General features: G+C 62.2%; 16 protein-coding genes. 6 read left to right on the forward strand and 10 right to left on the reverse strand.

The window, feature by feature from the left end:
* Window positions 1-35: 35 nt before the first annotated feature.
* Complete coding sequence (locus ATY78_RS07035; RefSeq protein ID WP_190237410.1) at window positions 36-617, forward strand: TetR/AcrR family transcriptional regulator; 582 nt, start codon at window positions 36-38, stop codon at window positions 615-617.
* On the opposite strand, the gene nth is transcribed toward ATY78_RS07035, so the two are convergent.
* Entirely contained in the window at window positions 582-1,388 is an 807-nt protein-coding gene (gene nth, locus ATY78_RS07040; RefSeq protein ID WP_190237412.1) for an endonuclease III, read from the reverse strand. The genes ATY78_RS07035 and nth overlap by 36 nt on opposite strands.
* On the opposite strand from nth, the gene ATY78_RS07045 reads away from it, so the two are divergent.
* Window positions 1,387-1,884 (forward strand): DUF2244 domain-containing protein, encoded by a 498-nt coding sequence (locus ATY78_RS07045; RefSeq protein WP_088681631.1) that lies wholly within the window; start codon window positions 1,387-1,389, stop codon window positions 1,882-1,884. The genes nth and ATY78_RS07045 overlap by 2 nt on opposite strands.
* Window positions 1,885-1,967: 83 nt before the next feature.
* A complete protein-coding gene (locus ATY78_RS07050; RefSeq protein ID WP_088681632.1) occupies window positions 1,968-2,840 on the forward strand; it encodes a bifunctional helix-turn-helix domain-containing protein/methylated-DNA--[protein]-cysteine S-methyltransferase in 873 nt (290 codons plus the stop codon).
* A 20-nt stretch (window positions 2,841-2,860) separates the two neighbouring features.
* On the opposite strand, the gene ATY78_RS07055 is transcribed toward ATY78_RS07050, so the two are convergent.
* Window positions 2,861-3,844, reverse strand: coding sequence for a sugar-binding transcriptional regulator (locus ATY78_RS07055; RefSeq protein ID WP_088681633.1), 984 nt, complete (start codon window positions 3,842-3,844; stop codon window positions 2,861-2,863).
* Window positions 3,845-4,264: 420 nt separating this feature from the next.
* Here ATY78_RS07055 and tal point away from each other — a divergent pair, with 420 nt between their 5' ends.
* The 3 genes from tal (at window position 4,265) to ATY78_RS07070 (ending at window position 6,518) form a co-directional block, all read left to right on the forward strand.
* Window positions 4,265-5,230 (forward strand): transaldolase, encoded by a 966-nt coding sequence (tal, locus tag ATY78_RS07060; protein WP_088681634.1) that lies wholly within the window; start codon window positions 4,265-4,267, stop codon window positions 5,228-5,230.
* A gap of 75 nt (window positions 5,231-5,305) precedes the next feature.
* On the forward strand, window positions 5,306-5,989 hold the full coding sequence (locus ATY78_RS07065) for a DUF1345 domain-containing protein (protein ID WP_088681635.1): 684 nt from the start codon (window positions 5,306-5,308) through the stop codon (window positions 5,987-5,989).
* 82 nt (window positions 5,990-6,071) lie between these two features.
* Complete coding sequence (locus tag ATY78_RS07070; RefSeq protein WP_088681636.1) at window positions 6,072-6,518, forward strand: DoxX family protein; 447 nt, start codon at window positions 6,072-6,074, stop codon at window positions 6,516-6,518.
* A gap of 20 nt (window positions 6,519-6,538) precedes the next feature.
* On the opposite strand, the gene ATY78_RS07075 is transcribed toward ATY78_RS07070, so the two are convergent.
* The 8 genes from ATY78_RS07075 to ATY78_RS07110 form a co-directional block, all read right to left on the reverse strand.
* Window positions 6,539-6,712 (reverse strand): DUF1328 domain-containing protein, encoded by a 174-nt coding sequence (locus ATY78_RS07075; RefSeq protein WP_003552965.1) that lies wholly within the window; start codon window positions 6,710-6,712, stop codon window positions 6,539-6,541.
* Window positions 6,713-6,822: 110 nt separating this feature from the next.
* A complete protein-coding gene (locus ATY78_RS07080; RefSeq protein WP_088681725.1) occupies window positions 6,823-7,929 on the reverse strand; it encodes a helix-turn-helix transcriptional regulator in 1,107 nt (368 codons plus the stop codon).
* Between the two features lie 193 nt (window positions 7,930-8,122).
* Window positions 8,123-9,550 (reverse strand): gamma-aminobutyraldehyde dehydrogenase, encoded by a 1,428-nt coding sequence (locus tag ATY78_RS07085; protein ID WP_088681637.1) that lies wholly within the window; start codon window positions 9,548-9,550, stop codon window positions 8,123-8,125.
* Between the two features lie 13 nt (window positions 9,551-9,563).
* Window positions 9,564-10,376 (reverse strand): ABC transporter permease, encoded by an 813-nt coding sequence (locus ATY78_RS07090; RefSeq protein ID WP_088681638.1) that lies wholly within the window; start codon window positions 10,374-10,376, stop codon window positions 9,564-9,566.
* Window positions 10,366-11,328, reverse strand: coding sequence for an ABC transporter permease (locus tag ATY78_RS07095; RefSeq protein ID WP_088681639.1), 963 nt, complete (start codon window positions 11,326-11,328; stop codon window positions 10,366-10,368). The genes ATY78_RS07090 and ATY78_RS07095 overlap by 11 nt, the downstream gene beginning before the upstream one ends.
* Window positions 11,325-12,311 carry an ABC transporter ATP-binding protein gene (locus ATY78_RS07100; protein ID WP_088681640.1) on the reverse strand — a complete coding sequence of 329 codons (987 nt, stop codon included), beginning with the start codon at window positions 12,309-12,311 and terminating at the stop codon, window positions 11,325-11,327. Before ATY78_RS07100 ends, ATY78_RS07095 begins: the two co-directional genes overlap by 4 nt.
* Before the next feature lie 216 nt (window positions 12,312-12,527).
* Window positions 12,528-13,688, reverse strand: a complete 1,161-nt coding sequence (locus tag ATY78_RS07105) for an ABC transporter substrate-binding protein (RefSeq protein ID WP_088681641.1) — start codon at window positions 13,686-13,688, stop codon at window positions 12,528-12,530.
* A 119-nt stretch (window positions 13,689-13,807) separates the two neighbouring features.
* Window positions 13,808-14,716: a LysR family transcriptional regulator gene (locus ATY78_RS07110; protein ID WP_088681642.1), complete on the reverse strand. Its 909-nt coding sequence runs from the start codon at window positions 14,714-14,716 to the stop codon at window positions 13,808-13,810.
* Between the last annotated feature and the right edge of the window lie 141 nt (window positions 14,717-14,857).

The following is a 14,857-nucleotide window of genomic DNA, read 5'->3' on the forward strand; positions in this document are numbered from 1 at the left end:
TTAACATACATGCAGTTTGTATGTAAATGACTCTCATGAGCCGCAGCAATCGCGAGAGAACGGAACAGACGAGGCAGGCCCTGATCGACGCCGGACGGCGCATCTTTGTCGAGACAGGTTATGCCGAGACGGCGACGCCGGAGATCGTCGCGGCGGCGGGAGTGACGCGTGGCGCTCTCTATCATCACTTCGAGGACAAGAAGGCGCTTTTCCAGGCGGTGATCGAGTGCGAGGCGCGGGAGGTGGCCAAGGCGATCGAGGCCTCTCCGTTGCCGGCGGACGACCCGCGGGCCGCGCTGATCGCAGGCGCTTCGGCCTATTTCACGGCAATGGCGCAGCCGGGCCGAACACGGCTGTTGCTGATGGAAGCCCCTGCCGTTCTCGGGCTGCCGGCGGTTGCGGCGCTGGATGCCGAGAATGCGGAAGCGAGTTTGCGTGCCGGGCTTGCAGCGCTCGTGCCTGAGGCGGGGGCGGCGCTGCTCGGCCCGCTGACATCCCTGCTGTCGGCGGCCTTCGACCGCGCGGCGATCGCGATCGAAGCGGGTGGGGAGAGGCGGGATTACGAGCAGGCGATCGCGGCCCTACTCGACGGCCTCGCCGATCACCTGCGGCGGTAGCTCGACGAGCGGTGCGGGAATATCGCAGCTCTTTTCCGGCGACTTGCAGATATCGGCGATGACGCAGCGTTCGCATTCCGGGCGGCGCGCCTTGCAGGTATAGCGCCCATGCAGGATCAGCCAGTGATGAGCGTGATAGAGGTAGTGTTTCGGCACCACCTTCATCAACCGCTCTTCCACCTCGTCGGGCGTCTTGCCCGGCGCGAGCTTGATGCGATTGGCGATGCGGAAGATATGGGTGTCGACGGCCATGGTCGCCTGGCCGAAGGCCATGGAGAGCACGACATTGGCGGTCTTGCGGCCGACGCCCGGCAGGCGGATCAGTTGCTCGCGCGTTTCCGGAACTTTGCCCGCGAATTCGTCCACCAGCATCTGCGACAGCGCGATGACGTTCTTGGCCTTGTTGCGATAAAGCCCGATCGTCTTGATGTAGTCGCGCACCTTCTCCTCGCCGAGATCGAGCATTTTCTGCGGCGTATCGGCGATTTTGAACAGCGCCCGCGTCGCCTTGTTGACGCCGGCATCCGTGGCCTGGGCGGAAAGCGCCACTGCGACGACGAGCGTGAAGGGGTTGGTGTGCTCGAGCTCGCCCCTCGGCTCCGGCCGCTGCACCGAGAAACGGCGGAAGATCTCTTCGCGCTCGGCCGGGGAATAGGCGGTTTTGACCGCGGCCGCCGGTTTGCGGCGGGCGATCACATTCGAGTTTTGCGAGGGTTTGCCAACGGATTTGAGTTTCGGATTCGCCATGGAGAATCTATACTCAACGCCCATGATGGAAAGCAACGCAGACAGCTTCAACGAAAAGCCTGTTTTCGCCGCCGAGCTCTTTCCCCACCGGTCGCTCGGCCGCAAGGGCTTCAAGGTGCTGCTCATTTTGTCGGGCGCCGTCTGCTTCCTCTACGGCATGTTCTTTATCGTGTCCGGCGCCTGGCCGATCGGCTTCTTCTTCGGGCTGGACTTCATGCTGCTTTACGGCGCTTTCTGGCTCAGCTACCGCTCCGGAAGGGCGCGCGAGGAGGTCACGGTGTCGCGCACCGATGTTTCGGTGCGCAAGTTCGCTCCGTCGGGACGAATGGTGGAGCATCATTTCAATCCGTTCTGGGCACGGTTCCTCGTTCGCCGGCATCAGGAGATCGGCATCCTCTCGATGCAGATTTTCGGCGAGGGCCGGCGCACGGATATCGGCTCCTTCCTCAATCCCGATGATCGCGAGAGTTTCGCCAAGGCCTTCAAAGGGGCGCTCGCCACGGTCAAGCAGCGTATTTGAGACATTGCATATGTGTCGGGGCGCAAGAATCGGGTGGTTTGGCTGCCCGCCCTTGATTATCTCCTGCCTAAAGGAGAAAAACGATGAATATGATCGCGAAGCTCGACACCGATATCACCCCTGACGGCCCGGATTACGATACCGTGCGCCAGGTCATCGAACTCATCAGCGAAGAATATCGTGACCAGCCCTCGCTGGAAGCGATCGCGGCGCGGCTGAACCAGTCGCCGACGCAGCTTCAGAAGACCTTTACCCGCTGGGCCGGCCTTTCCCCGAAGGCGTTCCTGCAGGCCGTCACGCTGGATCACGCAAAGCGGCTGCTGCGGAGCGAAGAGATGCCGCTGCTCGAAACCTCGATCGAAGTCGGTCTTTCCGGCCCGAGCCGCCTGCACGACCTATTCGTCACCCATGAGGCGATGTCTCCTGGTGAGTGGAAGGCGAAGGGCGGCGGTCTGACGATCCGCTACGGCTTCCACAACTGCCCCTTCGGCACGGCACTCGTCATGGCGACGGATCGCGGCCTTGCCGGCCTCGCCTTCAGCGATACCGGCGACGAGAGGGCGTGTTTCGAGGACATGAGCTGCCGCTGGCCGAATGCAGACTATATCGAAGACCGGCAGGCGACCGCTCCCTATGCCGAACGCATCTTCCAGCCGGGGCGCTGGACCTCGGACCGGCCGTTGCGGGTGGTGCTGATCGGCACGGATTTCCAGGTCAGTGTCTGGCAGAGCCTGTTGAAGATCCCGTTCGGCAAGGCTGTGACCTATAGCGATATCGCCCGGGATATCGGCCGGCCGACCGCGATGCGCGCCGTTGGCGCTGCCGTCGGCGCCAATCCGATCTCCTTCGTCGTGCCCTGCCATCGCGCGCTCGGCAAGAACGGAGCATTGACGGGATATCACTGGGGTCTGACCCGCAAGCGGGCCATGCTCGGCTGGGAATCGGCGCACGCCTGAGCGGCGGCGCCAAAAGTAAATCAAGCCTGCTCCGCCAGTTCCAGCAGTGCCCGCGCCGCACTTTCATCCGTGATCAGCGTGTTGCAGCCGATGCGCTTGATCGTGGCGCGGATGGCGACGGCGCGGTGCGCGCCGCCGGAGGAGAGCACGATATGCCTCGCCTCCTTCAGCGTATCGAGATCGACGGACATGACGCGCCGATTGATCGAATGGTCGACCGAATTGCCGTCCTTGTCGAGGAAATTGAACATGGTGTCGCAGACGCAGCCGGCATCGATCAACTCCTGCAGCTCGGCCTTCGATATCCAGCCTTCCGACAGCGAGGTCGAATGCGGGCCGATGTCGCCGCAGCTGACGATGGCGAGATCGAGGTTTTCGGCAAGACGATAGATCGTGTCCAGCCCGCATTTCTCGATGAGATTGCGCTTGGTTTCGACGGAATCGACGAGAAGCGGCGCCAGGAACATGTAGCATTCGGCGCCGAGCTGGTTTGCCAGGCGCCAGGTATAATCGATCGGGTTCGTCTGGTGCACGGCGACGATGCCGCCGAGCAGGGAAACGATCTTGCAGTTGTCGCGGCGCGGCGGGCGGAAGCTTGCCAGCGAGGCCGTCATGGTGCGGCCCCAGCCGACACCGATCGTATAGTCGTCGGGAATGGCTTCCGAGAGGAACTGGCCGAGCGCCAGGCCGACATTCCTTGCCAGTGAATCGACGTCGCATTTGACCGGCGCCGGCACCACGATCGCCTCATCGAGGCCGTAGGCGCGCTCCAGCTTCACCGAAAGCTCGACGCAGTCGCCGATCGAATCGTTGATCCAGATCTGGACTTCGCTGCGCTTCATCGCTTCGTCGAGCAGGCGGATGACGGTGGTGCGGCTGATGCCGAGCTGTTCGGCAACGTCTTTCTGCGTCAGGCCCTCATTGTAATAGAGCCATGCGGCCCTCAGCCGAAGCGAGGACGCTTCGGAATAGGCCGTATGCGTGCCGCGTTTGAGTTTGACCACATCTCCTCCCGCACGATTCCTGTCCTCTTGGGGATAGAGGCTTTGACGATGCGCTTGCTGCCGGGATAATGACGGGTGTGACACTTATGTCAATTGAAATGCACAAATGTCCTTGACTTTTCCATCGCCGGGCGTTGATAGTCCTGACGACATCAAGTCGTTCCTGTCCGTCCGAGGAGGACATAGTGCGGGCATGCCGAAAGTCACGACCGGCCTTTGAGCCGCAGGCGGCGCCGCTTGCGTTCGATCGGCCGTTCGCACGCGGCCGGAACACGTCGACTGTCCTTCACGTTTATGAATCATCCGTGACGGATGCGCGTATTTTCGCCTGCAGCATGCAAACCATCTGTCCCTAGATCACCTCTTTGCCGGGCGAACTCGCGCCGGTCCGCAGCCCAAATTCAACAAGGATTACCGACCATGACATCCAAGCTTGACCAACTCCGCGAGATTACCACCGTCGTCGCCGATACCGGCGATATTCAGGCTGTCGCCCGCCTGAAGCCGGTCGACTGCACGACCAACCCATCCATCGTCCTCAAGGCGCTCGGCACCGACATGTTTGCCGACGACATGAAGGAAGCGATCGCCTGGGGCAAGAAGCTCGGCGGTGATGCGAATGTTGCCGCCGCAGCCGTTGCCGACCGCCTTGCCATCTCCGTGGGCGCCGCCCTGGTGAAGCTCGTTCCCGGCCGCGTTTCGACTGAGGTCGATGCCGACCTGTCCTTCGATACCGAAGCGTCGCTGAACAAGGCGCGCAGCATCATTGCCGCCTACAAGGAGCGCGGCATCGAGAAGGACCGCATCCTCATCAAGCTTGCTTCTACCTGGGAAGGCATTCGCGCAGCTGAGATCCTGCAGAAGGAAGGCATCGACTGCAATCTGACGCTGCTCTTCTCCAAGGCACAGGCGATCGCCTGCGCCGATGCCAAGGTTTTCCTGATTTCGCCCTTCGTCGGCCGTATCCTCGACTGGTACAAGAAGTCGACCGGCAAGGATTTCACTGCCGAAGAAGATCCGGGCGTCCTGTCCGTCCGCGACATCTACAACTACTACAAAGCCAACGACATCAAGACAGTCGTCATGGGCGCATCGTTCCGCAACACCGGCGAAATCGAAGCGCTGGCCGGCTGCGATCGCCTGACCATCGCTCCGAACCTGCTCGACGAGCTTTCGAACGATCAGGGCAAGCTCGAGCGCAAGCTGTCGCCTGAAACGATCAAGCCGGCCGCAAAAATCACGGTCGACGAGAAGACCTTCCGCTGGATGATGAACGAAGACGCGATGGCGACCGAAAAGCTCGCCGAAGGCATCCGCGCTTTCGCCAAGGATCTGGGGACGCTGCGCACCATGGTGCAGAAGGAACTGCAGCTCGCCGCCGCCTGATAGGGTAAGGCAAACGATCGCAGGAGCGGCGGCCCACTGGCAGCCGCGCCTTTTTCATGCTGTTATCAAGGGCCTATGCGGCCGGAGGCGAAGATGGAGGAGGAACGGGCAACATCTCTGGCGGCGCTTTTCTCCCGGCATGCAAGCTTCATCATCGCCGCCCTTGCCGGCCTGGCGGTCTTCCTGGCCGTGACCTCGCGCGATGTCAGCGCCCGCAACGTGCTGTTCGGATGGAATGCCAGCGCCGGCCTTTTCGTTGCGCTCAGCTGGCGCAAGATGCTGCGGGCGACGGTCGAGAGCATCCGGAAACGCGCCGAAGACCTCGATTTTTCCGATACGGTCCTGCTGGCTCTTTCGATCGGTGCTTCGCTCGCAAGCATTGCCGGCATCGGCCTCGAGCTTCATTCGATCAAGGAGGCGGCGCCCGATGTCGCCCTGGCGCGGGCGGGCGGCGCGGTGCTGACGATCCTGATCTCCTGGGTTTTCCTGCACACGCTCTTCACCATCCACTATGCCCACTATTTCTACGGCGGAGCGGACGATGAGGGCGGCCTGAAATTTCCCGACGGGATCGACGAGCCCGGCTACTGGGATTTCCTCTATTTCTCCTTCACCATCGGCGTTGCGGCGCAGACGGCGGACGTGGCAGTCAGTTCGACCAGCATGCGCAAGCTGACGCTGCTGCATGCCGTGCTGTCGTTTCTGTTCAACACGACGATACTGGCGCTGGCGATCAATGTCGGGGCAAGCCTGCTGTAGGGCGAGCCGTGCCGGGCAATAAGGAGTATGGAAGAAGGCCTGAACGAAAGAGCGGGCCTGCCTGCTCGGCAAACCGGAGGATATGATGGAAAGCGCCTCAAGCCGGCCGAGCCTGGCCGATTTCATTCTTCTCCTGGGCAGGCTTCTCTTGTCCCTGATCTTCCTGCATGAAGGAGCGACGCTGGCGGCAGATCTTCCGGCGACCATCGAAACGTTCGAAAAACTCGGCCTCTCGGCGCCGGTCACCCTTGCCACCATCGCGCTTCAAATCGGCGCCGGCCTTTCCGTCGCGGCGGGCTTGCTCTGCCGGCTCGGCGCATTGGCGCTGGCGCTTTTCTGCCTGGCGACCGCCTTGCTCTTTCATACCAATTTCGAGAGCCAGAACGAGTTGCTGCACTTCGAAAAGGACCTGGCGATTGCCGGCGGTATGTTCGTTCTCGCGGCCGTCGGCGCGGGATCGATATCGATCGATCATCTGCTGAAACGGCGGGCTGATAGCATGCATCCCTTGTTCAGGGCCGTCCTGTAGCGGATTTCGTCCGCAGCCGTTCAGAGGATCGCCTGGCCCGCCATCAGCGCCAGGACGAGGAAGATCAGGAAGATCACCAGCGCGATGCCGAATAGAACGCGTGCGATCGTCGCGGTGGCGGCGGATACGCCGGAGAAGCCGAAGAAACCGGCGATGATCGAAATGACGAAGAATATCAGAGCCCATTTGAGCATGGCATCATCCTTTGCGTTTGCTTGAGAAGACGCCGCAGCAGGGAAATTGTTCCCGGATGGCTGGAAGGATGCTTCGTCATGCGCGGGCGGAGGGTTGCCGATGTCCGGCGCTAGATTTTCACGGCGGAGAGAAGCGAGATCAGCTGCGACTGGCGCTGCGTCCCGGTCTTGGCGAGTACCTTCTTGACGTAGCCGCGCGCCGTTTCATAGCTCAGGCCGCAAATCTCGGCGATCTGGCGCGGCGAGGAGCCTTCCGTCAGCAGACGGGCGACGGTCGCCTCCTGCGGCGTCAGGGCGAAGAGCCGCCGCAGGAGGTCGCCGTCCGTTCTTGCGCGTTCGGAAAGGTCGGTGATGATGGCCACGGCGCGCGAGTGGGCGAAGATGTCCGCGGGCAGGCCTCGCAGCGCTTGAGCGCGAATGACGAGCGGGGCCTTGCCGGCGCGCGAGAAAAGCACCGGCGTCGAGACGGCAGGGCTGACGAAAGGGTCTCCCGCAAGAACCGCTTTCACATGCTGCCGCAGAAGGCCGGTCTCTTCCTGGCTTGCGGACACCAGTTCGCGGTCGACGATGCGGATGTCGCCGTTGAGCAGCCTTTCGGCCCGATTGTTCAGATGGCTGACACGGCCGGTACGGTCGAAGAAGACGGCAGCGGTGCCGCTGAGCTCGAAAGCCTCGCTCATGCCGTCGATCTTTGCGGCCTGCAATGAACGGATGATTTCGGCCGAAGTGGTCAGCTTCGATTGCATGGAGAGCAGGATGCGCTCGTCCTCCCGGTCAAAGGGAGGATCGTCGATCCGGCGCTGGAGGTTGAGGCTGAGCAGCGTATCGCCCGAGGTAAAGGCGATCATGGCGGAATAACGCAGACCGAAACGGCTGAGGAATTCGGTATAGAATTCATGGTGCCGAAACTCTTCTTCCGAGGCGATGTCGTGCTCGATGATGACGCCCTTGGCAAGCGCGACGGGAAGTCCGCGCTCGCGGTAATCCCGCTTATGCCAGCCCTCGGCGAAATAGACGTCGAAGGCTTCGAGCAGGTTGGGCGTCGTCAGGAAGCCGGGTGAAAACTTGCCGACCGCCGGCATGATGTGGGCGCCTTCCGAGCTGGTCGCCCGGCAGATCGCTTCCAGCGTGCCGGTCCATTTTTCTGGAACGAGGGCGGATTCCAGTAATCCGTCCGTGGCCTTTTCGAGTTCGGAGATATCGATGCGCGTCGCCATGAATAATGCTGCCTCACCGAGATCCGTTGCGGAGCCGGCAATCGAGCCGGAAATCACGATTTACCTTCATTATTGCTGCAATGGATATGACAATAGCAGGCAATATTTGGCGATATGTTGTTTTGCCGCAGAAGGTTCGCCCCGTTTCTACGCGCGAACCTGATCTTTATGCCACATCTTTTCCTTTCGTCGTTCACCCGTGATTGATCATCACATGGCGAACGGCGGTATAGTCTTCCAGCGCATAGACGGACATGTCCTTGCCGTAGCCCGATTGCTTGAGGCCGCCATGCGGCATTTCGTTGACCAGCATGAAATGCGTGTTGATCCAGGTGCAGCCATATTGCAGACGGGCGGCGGTCTTCATGCCGCGGCCGATATCCTTGGTCCAGACCGAGGATGCGAGACCGTAATCGCTGTCATTCGCCCAGGCGATGGCGTCATCGGCTTGGGAGAAGCGGGTGACCGAGACGACGGGGCCGAAGACCTCGCGGCGGACGATCTCGTCGTCCTGAAGAGCGCCCGCAATGACGGTCGGGGTGAAGAAGAAGCCCTTGTCGCCGGAGACCGAGCCGCCGGTGGTGATTTCCATGTGCTTGTGTTCGGAAGCACGGGCGACGAAGCTTTCGACGCGGTCGCGCTGGCGCCTGGAGATCAGCGGGCCGATCTCGTTTTCGGTATCGTCGGCTTGGTTGAAGCGGATGCTCGATACGGCAGAGGAGAGATCGGCGACGAAATTGTCATAGACCTTGGCGTCGGCATAGATGCGGCAGGCGGCGGTGCAGTCCTGGCCGGCATTGTAGTAGCCGAAGGTGCGGATGCCTGACACGACGGCGTCGATATCGGCATCGTCGAAGACGATGACCGGGGCCTTGCCGCCGAGTTCGAGATGGGTGCGCTTGACGGTCTTGGCGGCGGCTTGGAGCACCTTCTTGCCGGTCGCGACGTCGCCTGTGATCGAGACCATGCCGATCTTGGCATGATTGATGAGCGCGTTGCCGACGCTTTCGCCGCGGCCGAGGATGACGTTGACGACGCCTTCGGGAAGAATGTCGGAAAGCAGTTTCGCCATCTTCAGCGCCGTCAGCGGCGTCTGTTCCGACGGCTTGAAGACGACGGTATTGCCGCCGGCGATCGCCGGCGCCAGCTTCCAGGCCATCATCATCAGCGGATAATTCCAAGGCGCGATCGAGCCGACGACGCCGATCGGATCGCGGCGGATCATCGAGGTATGTCCGGGCAGGTATTCGCCGGCGGCCGGTCCGTGCAGGTTGCGCACCGCGCCTGCGAAAAAGCGATAACAATCGACGATCGCCGGGATTTCGTCGTTCAGCACTGAATTGATCGGTTTGCCGCAGTTCAGCGCTTCCAGCGCGGCGAAACCGGCGGCATCTTTCTCGATGGAGTCGGCAATCTTCAGGAGATAGCCGGAGCGCTCGGCGGGCGTCGTCTGCGACCAGCTTGCAAAGGCCTTTTCGGCGGCATCGACGGCGGCGTCGACCTGGGAGAGCGAGGCTTCGGGAAGGTCGACTACCGTCTCGCCGGTCTTCGGGTTCAGGATGTGCTCCTCCGTCTCCGTGCCCTTTTCGAAGCGGGAACCGATCAGCATTTGGGTGTCCATGATGTTCTCCCTGTTATTTGCCGGCGCCGGCGATCTGGTCGCCGTCGCGGGTGAGGTAGTAGGCTGCCAGGATCGGCAGGAAAGTGACGAGCACCACGACCATGGCCACTACATTGGTGACGGGGCGCTGGCGCGGGCGGATGAGTTCTTCGAGCATCCAGATCGGCAGGGTCGATTGCTGGCCGCCGGTGAAGGTGGTGACGATGACCTCGTCGAAGGACAGGGCGAAAGCCAGCATGCCGCCGGCCAGGAGGGCGGTGCCGATATTCGGCAGGATGACATGGCGGAAGGTCTGGAAGCCGTCGGCGCCGAGATCCATCGAAGCCTCGATCAGCGAGCCTGACGTGCGGCGGAAGCGGGCGACCGCATTGTTGTAGACGACGACCACGCAGAAGGTGGCGTGGCCGAGCACGATCGTCCAGACCGAGAACGGAATGTCGAAAAGGCTGAAGGCAGAGCGCAGCGCAATGCCGGTGATGATGCCGGGAAGGGCGATCGGCAGGATGACCAGCAATGAGATCGCTTCGCGGCCGAAAAATTTGGTCTGGCTGACGGCGGCTGCGCAGAGCGTGCCGAGGACGAGCGCGATCGCGGTGGCGATGACGGCGACCTGCACGGAAAGGCCGAGCGCCGACCAGACATCCGGCCGGTTCCAGGCGACCGCGAACCATTGCAGCGTCAGCCCCGGTGGTGGCCACTGGTAGCTCTTCTCTTCCGTCGTGAAGGCATAGACGAAGATCAGCAGGATCGGCAGGTGCAGGAAGAGCAGGCCGATCCCGGCGGCGATCTTCAGGGGCAGCGGCGCCGTCTTGAGGTCAGAGCGCATCGAAGGCTCCCTGTTTCTTGGCGATCCACAGATAGAGCGCCATGATGACGATCGGCACGACCGAGAAAGCGGCCGCCAGCGGCACGTTGCCGGCCGTTCCCTGCTGGGCGTAGACGGCCTGGCCGATGAAGAGCCTGGAGGAGCCGATGATCTGTGGGATGATGTAATCGCCCAAGGTCAGCGAGAAGGTGAAGATCGAGCCGGCGACGATGCCGGGGAGCGCCAGCGGCAGCAGTACCGTGCGGAAGGTCTGGCGCGGCGTGGCGCCGAGATCGGCCGAGGCTTCGATCAGGTTGCCGGGCACGCGCTCGAGCGCCGCCTGGGTCGGCAGGATCATATAGGGCAGCCAGATATAGACGAAGACGATGAAGGTGCCGAGGTAGCTCACCGAGAGCGAATTGCCGCCGACGACGGGCAGGTTCAGGATGCCGTCGAGCAGCCAGGAGAGATGGAGCTTCTCGAAGATCCAGGTGAGGATGCCTTCCTTGGCAAGGATCAGCTTCCAGGCGTAGATCTTGACGAGATAGCTCGACCACAGCGGCAGCATGACGCCGAGATAAAACAATGCCTTCCATTTGCCCTGCGCATACCGCGCCGCGTAATAGGCGATCGGGAAAGCGATCAGCGCCGAGGCGATGGTGACGAGGGCTGCCATCACGACGGTGCGGACGATGATGTCGAAATTCGTCGGGCTCAGGAGCTGGGCATAGGTCGCGAGCGTGAATTCGTAATTCACTAGCCCGGAAAAATCGTCGATCGAGAAGAAGCTCTGCAAGAGCAGGGCGATCAGCGAGCCGATATAGATGATGCCGAGCCAGAGCAGCGGCGGCGTCAGCATCAGGAAGAGCAGGAGCTTCGGATGCCGCCAGAAGGCCTCGGACATCAGGCCGAAGAACCCGCCGCGTCGCGGAAGGATCGATGTCTTGCCGCCTGACATGGTGAGCGCCGTCATGCCGCGTCGTCCATGTAGTGGATATCGGCAGGCTGCCAGGCAAGCCGGATGCCGGCGCCGACATCGGGCACGGATGCGCCGGCCGGCAGCATGACATGCAGCCGGCTGCCCTTGAGATCGACGCTGAGGCGCGTCGCCGCACCGAGGAAACTTGCATTTTCGACCTTGGCCTCGACGCCGTCGCTTGCGAGCCGGATCGCTTCGGGGCGCAGGCTCGCCCAGCGCTTCTCGCCGCCGAGTGACGCCATCAGATCGGGCGCGATCACGTTGGACGAGCCGACGAAATCGGCGACGAAGCGGGTCTTCGGGCAGCGGTAGATATCCTGTGGCGTGCCGTGCTGGACGATGTTGCCATTGTTGAAGACGGCGACCCGATCGGCCATGGACAGCGCCTCGCCCTGATCATGGGTGACGAAGACGAAGGTGATGCCGAGCGCCCGCTGCAGGCTCTTCAACTCCTCCTGCATCTGCTCGCGCAGCTTCAGGTCGAGCGCGCCGAGCGGTTCGTCGAGCAGCAGCACTTTCGGCTTGTTGACGAGCGCGCGGGCGAGCGCCACGCGCTGGCGCTGGCCGCCCGACAGCTGGCCGGGGCGGCGGGCGCCGTAACCCGGCAGCTTGACGAGTTCGAGAGCGTCATTCGCGGCCTTCATCCGTTCCGTCTTGCCGACGCCCTTGACCATCAGCCCGTAGGCGACATTGTCGAGGATGTTGAGGTGCGGGAAGAGCGCATAGTCCTGGAACACCGTGTTGACGTTGCGCCGATAGGGCGGAACACCATCGGCCGTCTCGCCGAAGATCTGGATATGGCCCGCGGTCGGCTGCTCGAATCCGGCGATCAGCCTGAGGCAGGTCGTCTTGCCGGAGCCGGACGGGCCGAGCATGGCGAAGAATTCGCCCGGCGCGATGTCGAGATCGACACCATCGACGGCGCGAACCTGGCCGAAATGGCGTGATACCTGCTGGAAACGGACGGCTGACGTCATGGGAGGACTCCGGGTCTTGCATGTTAGAGAGGGCTTTGGTCCTGGCCAATAAAGACCCCGCCCCAAACCCCTCCCCACAAGGGGGAGGGGCTTAACCTGCCGTACCCTTTCGCAAATACCTTGGTGTTTCGGCAGGATTCGGCGGCGCCACTCCTAGCCCCTCCCCCTTGTGGGGAGGGGTTGGGGAGGGGATTTTACGCATAGGAGCGGATCGGCTCACCGCCCGCCGATCACGCCGATATAATCCGAGACCCAGCGATGATAGGGCACGCATTCTCCCTGCGTCGTGCATTTGGCGACCGGGGTCTTCCAGAACTTGATCTTGTCGAAGTGATCGAAGCCGTTTGTGGTGCAGCCGGCGTCGCCCATCAGCTCATTGCCCTTGCAGGCAGCGGGAACGGAGGGCACGGCGCCGAACCAGGCGGCGGCATCACCCTGGACCTTGGCCTTCAGCGAATGTTCCATCCACATATAGGCGCAGTTCGGATGTTCGCTGTCGGCGTGCAGCATTGTCGTGTCGGCCCAGCCGGTGACGCCTTCATCCGGGAAGGTGGAGGCGATCTTCTGCTTGTCGGCCTGGAGCAGGTTCACCTGGAAGGGCCAGGAGCCGGAGGCGACGACACCTTCGTTCTTGAAGTCGTCGATCTGGATCATCGCATCGTGCCAGTAGCGGGAGACGAGCTTGCGCTGGCCGCGCAGCAGGTCGAGGGCCGCCTTATACTGGTCTTCGGTCAGTTCGTAGGGGTCCTTGATGCCGAGATCCGGCTTGTGGGCCATCAGATACATGGCAGCGTCGGCGATGTAGATCGCGCCGTCATAGGCCTGGACGCGGCCCTTGTTCGACTTGCCGTCGGGCAGGGTCTGCTCTTCGAAGACGACGTTCCAACTGGTCGGCGCCTTGTCCTTGAAGGCATCGGTATTATACATCAGTACATTCGGCCCCCAGAGATAGGGCACGCCGTAATGCACGCCGCCGACCGTGTACCATGGGCCGTTCTGCAGGCGCTCGTCGACATTCTTGAAGCTCGGGATCAGATCGGTGTTGATCGGCTGGACACGCTTGCCGGCAATGAGGCGGAGCGACGCGTCGCCCGAGGCGGTGACGAGATCGAAGCCGCCCTCGTTCATCAGCGAGACCATTTCATCGGAGGTGGCGGCGGTCTTGACGGAAACCTTGCAGCCGGTCTCCTTTTCGAAATCGGTGACCCAGTCATAGTTCTTGTCGGTTTCGCCGCGTTCGATGTAACCGGCCCAGGCGACGATGCTGACCGCGCCTTCGCCCTTGCCGAGGGCCTTCAGCGGTTCGGCGGCGACCACCTGCGTCGCAAAGCTCAGGCTGGCAAGCGCTGCCGTGCAGGATTTCAAGAGATTCGTCATCATCCGTCTCCCGGTTTGGTGCCACTTCTGTGGCTGTTCGTTCCCAGTTAAGAAGGTGACGCCAAAATGCCGCTTTCGCAAATTCATTTAACAGAAGGGCGATATCGGAAATTCCGATATCAACGGACGCGGCCCGACCGCATGCTTTCGGCAATACCGACGAAATCGCGTGCTGCCTGCGGCAGGCTGGAACCCTTGCGCCAGACCATGCCGACCTGCACGACCGGCAGCGAGCCGGAGACGTCCCGGCTCTCGATGCGGTCGCCTTCCAGCGACCAGGGGCGATAGACGAGATCGGGAAGCAGCGCGACGCCGGCGCCTGTCGCAACCAGGCTGCGCACTGCTTCGACAGAGCGGGTGCGGAAGGCGACATGCGGGCGGGCGCCGAGCGCGGAAAGCAGCTTGCCGGTGTTCTCCTCGATTTCGTCGACCGTCAGCATGATCAGCGGTTCGCGGGCGATATCGGCGACCGAGATGATATCGGCCGACACCAGCGGATGGCCCATCGGCAGCCATAGCCGGTAGGGCGAGGTTTCGAGGATTTCCGCCTGCAGCGCCATGCGGTCGCGCAGGTTCGATATGACCATGACGGCGACATCGAGTTCGCCGCCGACCAGCAGGTGTTCGAGATAGCCGCCATTGTCCTCGATGGCGCTGACCTCGATGCCCGGGCAGGCGCGCCGGTATCGCGCCAGGAGATCGGAGAGCACGTAGCCGGCGACGAGCGAGGTGACGCCGATGTTCAGCGTGCCGGAAAGAGCGCTTTGCTGGCCGGAGAAGCTGGTGCGCGCATCGGAGACGGAAGCCAGGATCTTCGTCGCGTGACGCAGGAATTGGTGGCCGTTATGGGTGATCGTCAGCCCGCGCGGATGGCGCTCGAAGAGCGCCACTCCAAGGTCCGTTTCGAGTTCCTTCAGCGCTTCCGTCACCGAGGATTGCGAGATCGAAAGGTTCTGTGCGGCCCGCGTCACCGAACCCTGCTCGGCGACGGCGACGAAATACTGGATCTGGCGAAGCGTGAAGGCCATGGGCGTTTAGAGCATGGCGGAATGTGCCGTGGCAAGCAGCCGAAAAATTCAGACCTTTTTTGGGATTTTCCTGAAATGGGGCGCGCTTGGCGTGTCCACTTAAACTTTCCGAAACGTCATTTCTCTAGCATCTCGGCACTT

The sequence above is a fragment of the Rhizobium sp. R635 genome, assembly GCF_002211285.1.
GTDB lineage: Bacteria > Pseudomonadota > Alphaproteobacteria > Rhizobiales > Rhizobiaceae > Rhizobium.

Bases quoted from the DNA above. Each gene is read 5' to 3' on its own strand.
- ATY78_RS07095 (WP_088681639.1), bottom strand. From the start codon at position 11,328: ATGACGGCGCTCACCATGTCAGGCGGCAAGACATCGATCCTTCCGCGA.
- ATY78_RS07085 (WP_088681637.1), bottom strand. From the start codon at position 9,550: ATGGACACCCAAATGCTGATCGGTTCCCGCTTCGAAAAGGGCACGGAG.
- ATY78_RS07045 (WP_088681631.1), top strand. From the start codon at position 1,387: ATGATGGAAAGCAACGCAGACAGCTTCAACGAAAAGCCTGTTTTCGCC.
- ATY78_RS07110 (WP_088681642.1), bottom strand. From the start codon at position 14,716: ATGGCCTTCACGCTTCGCCAGATCCAGTATTTCGTCGCCGTCGCCGAG.
- ATY78_RS07100 (WP_088681640.1), bottom strand. From the start codon at position 12,311: ATGACGTCAGCCGTCCGTTTCCAGCAGGTATCACGCCATTTCGGCCAG.
- ATY78_RS07065 (WP_088681635.1), top strand. From the start codon at position 5,306: ATGCGGCCGGAGGCGAAGATGGAGGAGGAACGGGCAACATCTCTGGCG.
- nth (WP_190237412.1), bottom strand. From the start codon at position 1,388: ATGGGCGTTGAGTATAGATTCTCCATGGCGAATCCGAAACTCAAATCC.
- ATY78_RS07035 (WP_190237410.1), top strand. From the start codon at position 36: ATGAGCCGCAGCAATCGCGAGAGAACGGAACAGACGAGGCAGGCCCTG.
- tal (WP_088681634.1), top strand. From the start codon at position 4,265: ATGACATCCAAGCTTGACCAACTCCGCGAGATTACCACCGTCGTCGCC.
- ATY78_RS07050 (WP_088681632.1), top strand. From the start codon at position 1,968: ATGAATATGATCGCGAAGCTCGACACCGATATCACCCCTGACGGCCCG.
- ATY78_RS07080 (WP_088681725.1), bottom strand. From the start codon at position 7,929: ATGGCGACGCGCATCGATATCTCCGAACTCGAAAAGGCCACGGACGGA.
- ATY78_RS07105 (WP_088681641.1), bottom strand. From the start codon at position 13,688: ATGACGAATCTCTTGAAATCCTGCACGGCAGCGCTTGCCAGCCTGAGC.
- ATY78_RS07070 (WP_088681636.1), top strand. From the start codon at position 6,072: ATGATGGAAAGCGCCTCAAGCCGGCCGAGCCTGGCCGATTTCATTCTT.
- ATY78_RS07090 (WP_088681638.1), bottom strand. From the start codon at position 10,376: ATGCGCTCTGACCTCAAGACGGCGCCGCTGCCCCTGAAGATCGCCGCC.
- ATY78_RS07075 (WP_003552965.1), bottom strand. From the start codon at position 6,712: ATGCTCAAATGGGCTCTGATATTCTTCGTCATTTCGATCATCGCCGGT.